The organism is Cellulomonas sp. NS3 (assembly GCF_024757985.1).
Taxonomy (GTDB): domain Bacteria; phylum Actinomycetota; class Actinomycetes; order Actinomycetales; family Cellulomonadaceae; genus Cellulomonas_A.
On record NZ_CP103289.1, the window covers coordinates 2,423,498 to 2,435,131 of the forward strand.

At 74.3% G+C, this 11,634-nt stretch carries 11 protein-coding genes; all 11 read right to left on the bottom strand.

The window, feature by feature from the left end:
• Positions 1 to 8: 8 nt before the first annotated feature.
• The 11 genes from coaBC to pyrR all read right to left on the bottom strand — a co-directional run bounded on the left by coaBC (position 9) and on the right by pyrR (position 11,543).
• Positions 9 to 1,229 (bottom strand): bifunctional phosphopantothenoylcysteine decarboxylase/phosphopantothenate--cysteine ligase CoaBC, encoded by a 1,221-nt coding sequence (gene coaBC / locus NXY84_RS11055; protein WP_258723163.1) that lies wholly within the window; start codon positions 1,227 to 1,229, stop codon positions 9 to 11.
• A gap of 31 nt (positions 1,230 to 1,260) precedes the next feature.
• Positions 1,261 to 1,524 carry a DNA-directed RNA polymerase subunit omega gene (gene rpoZ, locus NXY84_RS11060; RefSeq protein ID WP_034627292.1) on the bottom strand — a complete coding sequence of 88 codons (264 nt, stop codon included), beginning with the start codon at positions 1,522 to 1,524 and terminating at the stop codon, positions 1,261 to 1,263.
• A 42-nt stretch (positions 1,525 to 1,566) separates the two neighbouring features.
• Positions 1,567 to 2,133 carry a guanylate kinase gene (gene gmk / locus NXY84_RS11065; RefSeq protein WP_258723164.1) on the bottom strand — a complete coding sequence of 189 codons (567 nt, stop codon included), beginning with the start codon at positions 2,131 to 2,133 and terminating at the stop codon, positions 1,567 to 1,569.
• A 74-nt stretch (positions 2,134 to 2,207) separates the two neighbouring features.
• Positions 2,208 to 2,519, bottom strand: a complete 312-nt coding sequence (gene mihF, locus NXY84_RS11070) for an integration host factor, actinobacterial type (RefSeq protein WP_034627300.1) — start codon at positions 2,517 to 2,519, stop codon at positions 2,208 to 2,210.
• Between the two features lie 78 nt (positions 2,520 to 2,597).
• A complete protein-coding gene (pyrF, locus tag NXY84_RS11075) occupies positions 2,598 to 3,458 on the bottom strand; it encodes an orotidine-5'-phosphate decarboxylase (protein WP_258723165.1) in 861 nt (286 codons plus the stop codon).
• Positions 3,455 to 6,829, bottom strand: a complete 3,375-nt coding sequence (gene carB / locus NXY84_RS11080) for a carbamoyl-phosphate synthase large subunit (protein WP_258723166.1) — start codon at positions 6,827 to 6,829, stop codon at positions 3,455 to 3,457. Before carB ends, pyrF begins: the two co-directional genes overlap by 4 nt.
• Positions 6,829 to 8,043: a glutamine-hydrolyzing carbamoyl-phosphate synthase small subunit gene (gene carA, locus NXY84_RS11085; RefSeq protein ID WP_258723167.1), complete on the bottom strand. Its 1,215-nt coding sequence runs from the start codon at positions 8,041 to 8,043 to the stop codon at positions 6,829 to 6,831. Before carA ends, carB begins: the two co-directional genes overlap by 1 nt.
• Positions 8,040 to 8,603 (bottom strand): hypothetical protein, encoded by a 564-nt coding sequence (locus tag NXY84_RS11090; protein WP_258723168.1) that lies wholly within the window; start codon positions 8,601 to 8,603, stop codon positions 8,040 to 8,042. The genes carA and NXY84_RS11090 overlap by 4 nt, the downstream gene beginning before the upstream one ends.
• Positions 8,603 to 9,943 (bottom strand): dihydroorotase, encoded by a 1,341-nt coding sequence (locus NXY84_RS11095; protein ID WP_258723169.1) that lies wholly within the window; start codon positions 9,941 to 9,943, stop codon positions 8,603 to 8,605. The genes NXY84_RS11090 and NXY84_RS11095 overlap by 1 nt, the downstream gene beginning before the upstream one ends.
• The gene (locus NXY84_RS11100) at positions 9,940 to 10,926 is read right to left on the bottom strand and encodes an aspartate carbamoyltransferase catalytic subunit (protein ID WP_258723170.1); all 987 of its coding nucleotides are present in this window, start codon (positions 10,924 to 10,926) and stop codon (positions 9,940 to 9,942) included. The genes NXY84_RS11095 and NXY84_RS11100 overlap by 4 nt, the downstream gene beginning before the upstream one ends.
• A complete protein-coding gene (gene pyrR, locus NXY84_RS11105) occupies positions 10,923 to 11,543 on the bottom strand; it encodes a bifunctional pyr operon transcriptional regulator/uracil phosphoribosyltransferase PyrR (protein ID WP_258723171.1) in 621 nt (206 codons plus the stop codon). The genes NXY84_RS11100 and pyrR overlap by 4 nt, the downstream gene beginning before the upstream one ends.
• Positions 11,544 to 11,634: the final 91 nt, after the last annotated feature.

The window sequence follows — 11,634 nt, forward strand, 5'->3', positions numbered from 1 at the left end:
CGCACAGGTTACTGGCCGTGCGCTCGGCCCCGGAGCAGAACGGCGTCCCAGACGGCGTGCGCGACGTCGTCCTTCGAGCCCGCCGCGACCGCCACGACGTCGCCGTCCCCGTCGAGGACCGTCACGTCGTTATCGGCCGTCCCGAAGCCGCGCCCGCCGCCGACCGCGTTGACGACGAGGAGGTCGGCGCCCTTGCGCCGGGCCTTCGCACGCCCGTGGTCCAGCACACTGCCCGAGGCGTCCCCCGTCTCGGCCGCGAAGCCGACGACGACCTGGCCCTCCCGCAGCCGCGGGGCCGAGAGCTCCGCGAGGATGTCGGGCGTCTGGACGAGCTCGAGCACGCGGGTCCCGCCTGCGGCGTCGTCGGCGCCCTTCTTGATCTTGGTCTCGGCCGCCGTCGCGGGCCGGAAGTCGGCGACCGCGGCCGCCATCACGACGACGTCGGCGTCCTTGGCCGCGGCACGCACCGCGTCGCGCAGCTCCGCCGAGGTCTCGACGGGCACCACGGCCACGCCCTCGGGGGTGGGCAGCGTCACGTTCGCGGCCACGAGCGTCACCTGGGCGCCCCGCACCGCCGCCGCCCGCGCGAGCGCGTAGCCCTGGCGGCCCGAGGACCGGTTGCCGAGGAAGCGGACGGGGTCCAGCGGCTCGCGCGTGCCCCCGGCCGAGACGACGACGTGCCGCCCGGCCAGGTCCTGCGCGGCAGGCCGCACGAGCGCGAGGGCCGCCGCCGCGATGGCCTCCGGCTCGGGGAGCCGGCCGGGGCCGGTGTCGGCACCCGTGAGGCGGCCGGAGTCCGGGTCGAGCACGTGGACGCCACGCGCGCGCAGGGTCTCGACGTTCGCGCGCGTCGCCGGGTGCTCCCACATCTCCGTGTGCATCGCCGGCGCGAGCAGGACCGGGCAGCGCGCCGTGAGCAGCGTCGCGGTCAGCAGGTCGTCCGCACGGCCGGTCGCGGCCCGCGAGAGCAGGTCCGCGGTGGCCGGGGCGACGACCACGAGGTCGGCGTTCTTGCCGAGCCGCACGTGCGGGACCTGGTCGACGTCCTCGAACACGCGCGTCGTCACCGGTGCGCCGGACAGCGCCTCCCACGTCGCGCGACCCACGAACTCCAGCGCGGAGTCGGTCGGCACGACGCGCACGTCGTGGCCGGCCTCGACGAGCAGGCGCAGCAGCAGCACGGCCTTGTACGCCGCGATGCCGCCGGCGACGCCGAGGACGATCCGCATGGTCGGGACGCCGGGAGGGACGGGGCCGAGGTCAGCCCTCGGTGGCCTCGACCGTCAGCAGCCCGCCGTCGATCTCGCGCATCGCGATCGACAGGGCCTTCTCCTGCGGGCGGGTCTCGACGAGCGGCCCGACGTACTCGAGCAGGCCCTCGTTGAGCTGGGAGTAGTACGCGTTGATCTGGCGCGCGCGCTTGGCGGCGTAGATGACGAGCGCGTACTTGGAGTCCGCGCGCTCGAGCAGCTGGTCGATGGGCGGGTCGGTGATGCCGACGGGTGCAGCGACGGTTCCGGACACGGTGGACTCCCGCAAGGACGAAGGGGTGGGACTGACGCCAGTCTACCTGGTCGGCAGTCCCATGACCCGGACCAGCTCGTCGGTCGCCCGCCGCACGTCGTCGTTGACGATCACGTGGTCGAACTCGGGCTCCGCGGCGAGCTCGACGCGCGCCGTCGCGAGCCGTCGCTCCCGCTCCTCCGGCCCCTCGGTCCCCCGCCCCACGAGCCGGCGCTCGAGCTCCTCGAACGACGGCGGCGCGAGGAACACGAACCGCGCACCGGGCATGGTCGAGCGGACCTGCCGCGCACCCTGCAGGTCGATCTCGAGCAGCGCCGGCGCGCCCGCCGCGAGCCGCTCCTCGACCTGGCGCCGCGGCGTGCCGTACCGGTTGCGGCCGTGCACGACCGCCCACTCGAGCAGCTCGCCGCCCTCCGCCATGGCGTCGAACTCGGCCGGGGTCACGAAGTGGTAGTGCACGCCCTCGACCTCGCCCGGTCGCGGCTCACGCGTCGTCGCGGAGACGGACAACCAGATCTCGGGGTAGCGCTCGCGGATGTCGGCGGAGACCGTGCCCTTGCCGACGGCGGTCGGTCCGGCGAGAACGGTGAGCCGGGCTGGCGTCGTCATGGGTGCTGCGGTGCTCCTGGCCTGGTGCTGCGTGGATCCGGCTGGTCAGAGGCACACGGTACGTGCCTCCGGGCTCACCCGAAGCGGTCGACGAGCGCCTTGACCTGGTGCGGACCCAGGCCACGGACGCGCCGCGTCTCGGAGATGCCGATCTCCGAGATGATGGCGCGCGCCTTAACCTTGCCGACGCCCGGCAGGGACTCGAGGAGCGCGAGCACCTTGAGCTTGCCGATCGTCTCGTCCGCCTGGCCCTGGGCGATCACCTCGGAGAGCGTGCCCTGAGAGTACTTGAGTCGGTTCTTGACCTCGGCACGGGCCTGCCGGGCCGCGGCCGCCTTCTCGAGTGCTGCTGCGCGTTGTTCGGGGGTCAAGGGGGGAAGAGCCACTCGAGTCACCTTCTCGTCCGCGGGATGTGATCGTGCTCCGAACCTAGCGACCGGGGGGCGGGTCCGCCAACGCGACGCTCAGCGGAGTGCAGCTGCGGCCTCGTGGGCGGCGTTCTGCGCCGCTGCCAGCAACGACGCTCGGTCCGGCCCGGCGGCGAGGACCGCCCGGGACGACGACGCGAGCACCGCGCGTCGCGCGGTCCCGAAGACGCGCGCGAGCTCCGCGGACCCGGCGCCCTGCGCCCCGACCCCGGGCGCCAGCAGGGGCCCCCGGACCGCGGCGAGGTCGACGCCGAGGCGCTGCGCGGCGTCGCCGGTCGTGGCGCCGACGACGAGCCCGACGGACCCCAGCTCCCCGCCCGTCGCCGCGAGCTCCGCGGCGTTGAGCGCGGCGGCCTGCGCCGCGACCGCGGCGGCGACCGCGGTCCCGTCCGGTCCGGTCGCGTGCTGCACGGACGCGCCCTCGGGGTTGGACGTGAGCGCGAGCACGAACAGCCCCCGCCCGGAGGCCGCGGCGGCCTCGACCGCGGGCGTGAGCGACCCGAAGCCGAGGTAGGGCGAGACCGTGAGCGCGTCGCCGGCGAGCGGGGAGCCCTCGCGCAGGTAGGCGTCGGCGTACCCGGCCATCGTCGAGCCGATGTCGCCGCGCTTGGCGTCGACGACCACGAGCGTGCCCGTCTCGCGTCCGGCGGCGACGACCTCCTCGAGCACCGCGACGCCGGCCGAGCCGTGCCGCTCGTAGAGGGCCGACTGCGGCTTGAGCGCCGCGACCTTCCCCGCGAGGGCGTCGAGCACGCCGAGGCTGAACGCGCGCAGGCCCGCGACGTCGTCCGCCAGGTCCCAGTCGCGCAGCAGCCCGGGGTGCGGGTCCAGGCCGACGCACAGCGGCCCGTGCGCGTCCATGGCCGCCGCGAGGCGGGCACCGAACGGCGCGGTCACGCGGTCACCACGGCGTCCGCCGCCGCACCCGCACCGGCCGTGCTCGCGGCCGCCTGGGCCCGGCGCGCGTGCGTCGCCGCGTCGTGCTCCTGCAGGCTCGTGACGCTGAACGGTCCCGCGAGGGCGGCCTCGATGCCCTGCACCGCCGCGCCGAGCTGCTGCACCGTGGTGACGATCGCCTTGTCGGCGGCCGTCGTGGCGGCCCGGATCTCGTACCCGTCGGCACGCGCGCCCTGACCGGAGGGCGTGTTCACGACGATGTCGACGCTCCCGGAGGAGATGAGGTCGACGATCGTCGGCTCCCCCGCCGGACCGCGGCCGCGCGAGAACTTCCGGACGACGCGCGAGGCGATGCCGCTGCGGCGCAGCACCGCGGCGGTGCCCTCGGTCGCGAGGATCTCGAAGCCGAGCTCGACGAGGCGCTTGACCGGGAACACGATCGAGCGCTTGTCGCGGTCGGCGACCGAGATGAACGCGGTGCCCGACGTCGGCAGCCCGCCGAACGCCGCGGCCTGCGACTTCGCGAACGCCGTCGGGAAGTCGACGTCGAAGCCCATGACCTCGCCGGTCGAGCGCATCTCGGGCCCGAGCACCGTGTCGACCACCGTGCCGTCGTGCGTGCGGAACCGCTTGAACGGCAGCACGGCCTCCTTGACGGCGATGGGCGCCTCGAGGTCGAGCACGCTCGCGTCCGTCTGCGGCAGCACGCCCGAGGCGCGCAGGTCCGCGATCGAGTGGCCCGTCATGACGAGCGCGGCGGCCTTGGCGAGCGGGACGCCCGTCGCCTTGGACACGAACGGCACGGTGCGGGACGCCCGCGGGTTCGCCTCGAGGACGTAGAGCACGTCGGAGACGAGGGCGAACTGGATGTTGAGCAGGCCGCGGACCCCGACGCCCTTCGCGATGGCCTCGGTCGAGCGGCGGATGCGCTCGAGCTCGGACAGCGAGAGCGTCACGGGCGGCAGCACGCACGCCGAGTCGCCCGAGTGGATGCCGGCCTCCTCGATGTGCTCCATGACGCCGCCGAGGAACAGCTCGGTGCCGTCGTAGAGCGCGTCGACGTCGATCTCGATCGCGTCGTCGAGGAACCGGTCGATGAGCAGCGGCGGGATCTCGGTGCCGCGGCCCGTGGTGTTGACCGCCGCGGCGATCGCGCGCTCGACGTACTCGGTGAGCTGCGCGTCGTCGTACACGATCTCCATGCCGCGTCCGCCGAGCACGTAGGACGGGCGCACGAGCACCGGGAAGCCGATGCCCTGGGCCGTCTCGCGCGCACCCTCGAGCGTCGTCGCGGTGCCGAACGACGGCGCGGGGAGCCCCGCCGCCTCGAGCACCGCGCCGAACGCGCCGCGGTCCTCGGCGGCGTCGATGGCCTCGGGCGGGGTGCCGAGGATCGGCAGGCCGGCGTCGGCGAGGCGCTGCGCGAGCGACAGCGGGGTCTGGCCGCCGAGCTGCACGATGATGCCCTCGACCGGGCCGACGGCGAGCTCGGCCTCGTAGACCTCGAGCACGTCCTCGAACGTCAGCGGCTCGAAGTACAGGCGGTCCGAGGTGTCGTAGTCGGTCGAGACGGTCTCGGGGTTGCAGTTGACCATGACGGTCTCGAACTCGCCCTTGAGGGCCAGCGCGGCGTGCACGCACGAGTAGTCGAACTCGATGCCCTGGCCGATGCGGTTGGGGCCCGAGCCGAGGATGAGCACCGCGGGGCGCGTGCGGGGACGCACCTCGGTCTCGTCGTCGTACGCCGAGTAGTGGTACGGGGTGAGCGCCGCGAACTCGGCGGCGCACGTGTCGACCGTCTTGAAGACCGGGCGGACGCCGGCCGCCCACCGGGCGGCGCGGACCGCGTCCTCGCCGATCCCGCGCAGCGCGCCGATCTGGGCGTCGGACAGGCCGTGCCGCTTGGCCCGCACGAGCACGGCCCGGTCGAGCTCGGGGGCGTCGGCGGTCTTCGCGGCGACCTCGTTGACCAGCACGAGCTGGTCGAGGAACCACGGGTCGATCCCGGTGCGCGCGTACACGTCCTCGAGCGGGACACCCGCGCGCAGGACCTGCTGGACGTCGATGAGCCGGTGCTCGGTCGGCACCGAGATCGTCGCGAGCAGCGCGTCGAGCGCGTCGCCGGTGAGCGGCTCGCCGTCCCAGTGGAACACCGACCCGGCGCGGTCGATCGAGCGCATCGCCTTGCCGAGGGCCTCGGTGAAGTTGCGCCCGAGCGCCATCGCCTCGCCGACCGACTTCATGGTCGTCGTGAGCGTCGCGTCGGCCGCGGGGAACTTCTCGAACGCGAACCGCGGGACCTTGACCACGACGTAGTCGAGCGTCGGCTCGAACGACGCCGGGGTCGAGCCCGTGATGTCGTTCGGGATCTCGTCGAGCGTGTAGCCGATGGCCAGGCGCGCGGCGATCTTCGCGATCGGGAAGCCCGTGGCCTTCGAGGCGAGCGCCGAGGACCGCGACACGCGCGGGTTCATCTCGATGACGACGATGCGCCCGGTGTCCGGCTCGACGGCGAACTGGATGTTGCAGCCGCCCGTGTCGACGCCGACCTCGCGGATGACCGCGATCCCGATGTCGCGCATGCGCTGGTACTCGCGGTCGGTCAGGGTCAGCGCCGGCGCGACGGTGACGCTGTCGCCGGTGTGCACGCCGACGGGGTCGACGTTCTCGATCGAGCAGACGACCACGACGTTGTCCGCGTGGTCGCGCATGAGCTCGAGCTCGTACTCCTTCCACCCGAGGATCGACTCCTCGAGCAGGACCTCAGAGGTCGGCGAGTAGTGCAGGCCCTGCCCGACGATGCGCCGCAGGTCCGTCTCGTCGTACGCGAGGCCGGAGCCGAGGCCGCCCATCGTGAACGACGGCCGCACGACCATCGGGTACCCGAGCCGTCCGGCGGCGTCGATCGCCTCGTCGACCGAGTGGATGATCTCGGACGCGGCGCTCTCGCCGCCGCACACCTCGACGACCTCCTTGAACTGCTGGCGGTCCTCGCCCTTCTGGATCGCGGCGATGTTCGCGCCGATGAGTTCGACGCCGTACTCCTCGAGCACGCCGGCCTCGTCGAGCGCGATCGCGGCGTTGAGCGCCGTCTGGCCGCCGAGCGTCGCGAGGACCGCGTCGGGGCGCTCCTTCGCGATGATCGAGGTGAGCACCTCGGTCGTGATCGGCTCGACGTAGGTCGCGTCGGCGAACTCCGGGTCCGTCATGATCGTGGCCGGGTTGGAGTTCAGCAGGATGACCCGCAGGCCCTCCTCCTTGAGCACGCGGCACGCCTGGGTGCCCGAGTAGTCGAACTCGGCGGCCTGGCCGATGACGATCGGCCCGGAGCCGATGACGAGGACGCTGTGGAGATCTGTCCGGCGGGGCATCAGGCGTCCGCACCCTTCTGGTTCTGGAGCTGCACGTCGGCGCCCGTGGGCGCGCCGCGCATGAGGTCGAGGAAACGGTCGAAGAGGTACGCGGCGTCGTGCGGGCCCGCGGCGGCCTCGGGGTGGTACTGCACGGAGAACGCCGGCAGGTCGAGCGCGGCCAGGCCCTCGACGACGTCGTCGTTGAGGTCGACGTGCGAGACGACGACGCGCCCGTAGCGCCCGCCGTCGTGCGGCGCGACGGACTCGCCCTCGAGCGGGGCGTCGACCGCGAAGCCGTGGTTGTGCGCGGTGATCTCGACGCGGCCCGTCGCGCGGTCGAGCACCGGCTGGTTCACGCCGCGGTGCCCGTAGCCGAGCTTGTAGGTGCCGTAGCCCAGCGCGCGCCCGAGGATCTGGTTGCCGTAGCAGATGCCGAAGAACGGGATCCGGCGGTCGAGGACCTCGCGCAGCAGCTCGACCTCGTGGGTCGCCGCGCCGGGGTCGCCGGGGCCGTTGGAGAAGAACACGCCGTCGGGGCCGGCGGCGAGCACGTCGTCGATCGTCGAGCTCGAGGGGAGCACGTGGACCCGCACGCCGCGCTCGGCGAGCCGCTGCGGGGTCATGGCCTTGATCCCGAGGTCGATCGCGGCGACCGTCGCGACCGGCTCGTCGAGCGGGGTCCCGTCCGGGCCGAGGGCCTCGACGACGTAGGCCTCCTTCGTCGTGACCTCGCCCGCGAGGTCGGCGCCCTGCATCGCCGGGGCCGCGAGCACGACCGCGAGCAGCTCGTCGTCGGAGCGCCGGGCGCCGCCGTCGGCCGTGAGCGCGTCGCCCGAGAAGATCCCGGCCCGCATCACGCCGCGCTCGCGCAGGCGGCGGGTCAGCGCGCGGGTGTCGATGCCGGAGATCCCGACGACACCCTGCGCCGCGAGGTCCTCGTCGAGCGTGCGCACCGAGCGCCAGCTCGACGCTCGGCGCGCGGGGTCGCGGACCACGTAGCCGGCGACCCAGATGCGGCTCGACTCGGGGTCCTCGTCGTTCGCGCCCGTGTTGCCGATGTGCGGCGCGGTCATCACGACGATCTGGCGGTGGTAGCTCGGGTCGGTGAGCGTCTCCTGGTAGCCGGTCATGCCGGTGTTGAAGACGACCTCCCCCACGGTGGTGCCGTGCGCGCCGTAGGCCTCGCCGTGGAACGTGCGCCCGTCCTCGAGGACCAGGACTGCGTCGGTCATGACTGCTCCTTCTGCGCCTGCGGTGCGGCAGGCGGCGGGTTCTGCGAGATCAGGGTCGTGGCGGCGGCGACCAGACGGGCCCGGTCGGCCCGTCGTCGCACGCGCAGGCCGGTGTCGAGGCCGCGCTCGTCGTCGGGTCCGGTGCTCCACGTCAGGACGACGAGCCCGTCCCGGCCGACGAACTTGCCGGCCTGCCCGGGGGCGGTGCCGACCGCGCGCAGCGAGCCGGCGGGGACGAACACCTCGCGCGCGCCGGTGCGCCGGACGAGCACCCCGGCGTCGCGGACCTGCACGAGCGCGGGGCTGCGGGTCCCGAGGTCGTGCGCGACGACGCGGTCGAGCCAGTCGCCCGCGCGCGTCGAGGACACGTAGGTCGCCTCGATCGGCTCGGTGCGGGCGCGCCCGAGCGTGCCCGGGCCCTCACCCTCGGGCGGCGCGACGGGCAGCGCGGGGACGACGGCCGCGGTGCCGGCCCGGCGGTTCGCCCAGCCGCGGCGCATGCCCCACAGCGCGAGCAGCACGAGCGCGACGATGACCAGCACGGTCACGAGCACGCGCATCAGGCGCCCGCCCCCCGCCCGGCCGCGCGGCGCGAGCCGTCCGCGTCGTCCTGGAGGGCCCCGTCGAGCACCGTCGCGCGCCCGCGCAGGAACGTCGCGACCACCCGGCCCGGGAGCTCGCGGCCGCGGAACGGGGAGTTGCCGCTCGCCGTCGCCTGCTCGGCGGGCTCGACGGTGCGGCGCACCGATGGGTCGACGAGCACGAGGTTCGCGGGCTCGCCGACGGCGACCGGGCGGCCGTGGCCCTCGACGCGGCCGATCGCGGCCGGGGCGGTGGACAGCACGCGGGCGACGTCGGCCCAGGTCAGCCGACCGGTGTCGACCATGGTCTCCTGCACGACGGCCAGCGCGGTCTCGAGGCCGGTCATGCCGAACGCGGCCGCGGCCCACTCGCAGTCCTTGTCCTCGCGCGTGTGCGGCGCGTGGTCGGTCGCGACGATGTCGATCGTCCCGTCGGCGAGTCCCGCGCGGACCGCCTCGACGTCCTCGGCGGTGCGCAGCGGCGGGTTGACCTTGAAGACCGGGTCGTAGCCGCGGGCGAGCTCGTCGGTGAGCACGAGGTGGTGCGGCGTGACCTCGGCCGTCACGTCGATGCCGCGCGACTTGGCCCAGCGGACGATCTCCACCGAGCCGGCGGTCGACAGGTGGCACACGTGCAGGCGCGAGCCGACGTGCTCGGCGAGCAGCACGTCGCGCGCGATGATCGCCTCCTCGGCGACCGCGGGCCAGCCCGCGAGGCCGATCTCGCTCGAGACGACGCCCTCGTGCATCTGGGCGCCGTCGGTGAGCCGCGGCTCCTGCGGGTGCTGGGCGATCACGCCGTCGAACGCCTTGACGTACTCCAGGGCGCGGCGCATGAGCACGGGGTCGTGCACGCACTTCCCGTCGTCCGAGAAGACCCGCACGCGCGCGGCGGAGGACGCCATCGCGCCCAGCTCGGCGAGGTGCTCCCCCGCGAGCCCGACGCTGACCGCGCCGACCGGGTGGACGTCGACCCAGCCGGCGTCGCGGCCCAGCCGCCACACCTGCTCGACGACGCCCGCGGTGTCCTGCGTCGGGGTCGTGTTCGCCATCGCGTGCACCGCGGTGAACCCGCCGGCCGCCGCCGCGCGGGTCCCCGAGCGGATCGTCTCCGCGTCCTCCCGGCCCGGTTCGCGCAGGTGCGTGTGCAGGTCGACGAGCCCGGGCAGGAGCACGAGCCCCTCCCCCTCGACGACCGTCGCGCCGCCCGCGCGCGCGGCGGCGTCCGGGCCGATCGCCGCGATCACGCCGTCGGCGAGCAGCACGTCGGCCGGCTCGCCGCCGAGCGGCGCGACCGAGCGGAGCAGGTACGTCGTCACTTGCCGTCCACCTTCACGTTCGTCGTCTCCCCCGCGAGCAGCAGGTAGAGGACCGCCATCCGGACCGCGACGCCGTTCGAGACCTGCTCGACGATGACGGCACGGTCGGAGTCGGCGGCGTCGGCCGAGATCTCCAGGCCCCGGTTCATCGGCCCCGGGTGCATCACGATCGCGTGCTCGGGCAGGAGCCCGATCCGGCGGGCGTCGAGGCCGTAGGTCCGGGTGTACTCGAGCGGGCTCGGGAAGAACCCGCCGCCCGACGTGGACATCCGCTCGCGCTGGACGCGCAGCATCATGACCGCGTCCGGGCCGTCCGCGAGCACCGTGTCGAGGTCGTACGACACCCGCGCGGGCCACGAGCCGACCCCGACCGGCACGAGCGTCGGCGGCGCGACGAGCGTGACGTCGGCACCGAGCGTGTGCAGCAGCTGGACGTTCGAGCGCGCGACCCGGCTGTGCAGCACGTCGCCGACGATCGCGACGCGGACGCCCGCGAGGTCCCGGCCCGCGACGTCCGCGCGCCCGGCGTCGCCCACGAGGTGCCGGCGCATGGTGAACGCGTCAAGCAGCGCCTGCGTCGGGTGCTGGTGCGTGCCGTCGCCCGCGTTGACCACGGCGCCCTGCGTCCAGCCCGAGCGCGCGAGCGTGTGCGGGGCGCCCGACGCGTGGTGCCGGATGACGACCGCGTCGGCACCCATCGCCTGCAGCGTCAGCGCGGTGTCCTTGAGCGACTCGCCCTTCGAGACGCTCGAGCCCTTGGCGGAGAAGTTGATGACGTCGGCCGAGAGCCGCTTCGCCGCGGTCTCGAACGAGATGCGGGTGCGCGTCGAGTCCTCGAAGAACAGGTTGACGACCGTCCGGCCGCGCAGCGTCGGGAGCTTCTTGATCTCGCGCGCCTGGGTCGCGGCCATCTGCGCGGCGGTGTCGAGGACCCGGACCGCCTCGTCGCGGCTCAGGTCACCTGCCGACAGCAGGTGCCTCATCGCGCCCCCTCGATGAGGACGGCGTCGCGGCCGTCGGTCTCGTCGAGCAGCACGCGCACGCGCTCGGACGTCGAGGTGGGCAGGTTCTTGCCGACGTAGTCCGCGCGGATCGGCAGCTCGCGGTGCCCGCGGTCGACGAGCGCCGCGAGCTGGACCGCGGCGGGCCGGCCGAGGTCGCTGATCGCGTCGAGCGCGGCGCGGATGGTGCGGCCCGAGAACAGCACGTCGTCGACGAGGACGACGACCCGGCCGTCGATCCCCGCCGCGGGCAGGTCCGTCGAGCCGATCGCGCGGGTCGGGTGGTGCGCGAGGTCGTCGCGGTACATCGTCACGTCGAGGCTCCCGACGAGCGTCGCCGCGTCGAGCCCGGGCTCGACGTCCGCGAGGCGCGCGGCGAGCCGGTGCGCGAGCGGCAGGCCGCGGGTCGGGATGCCGAGCAGGACGAGGCGCGAGCCCCCGCGGTTGCGCTCGAGGATCTCGTGCGCGATGCGCGTCAGCGCCCGGGAGATCTCCGGGGGGCCGAGGACGACCGTCGCGTCGGGGGCGGCGGGGGTCGGCTCCGTGGGAGTCGACGCGGTGGGTGTGCCGTCGGCCGGCACAGCGGTGCCAGAGCTCATCCGGCGACCTCCTTCCCCGCCTCACAGGACGGGTCTTAAAGGAATGTCTGTCAGGCGCCGACCTTACCGTGGCGCCGCCGGGGCGGCCGGG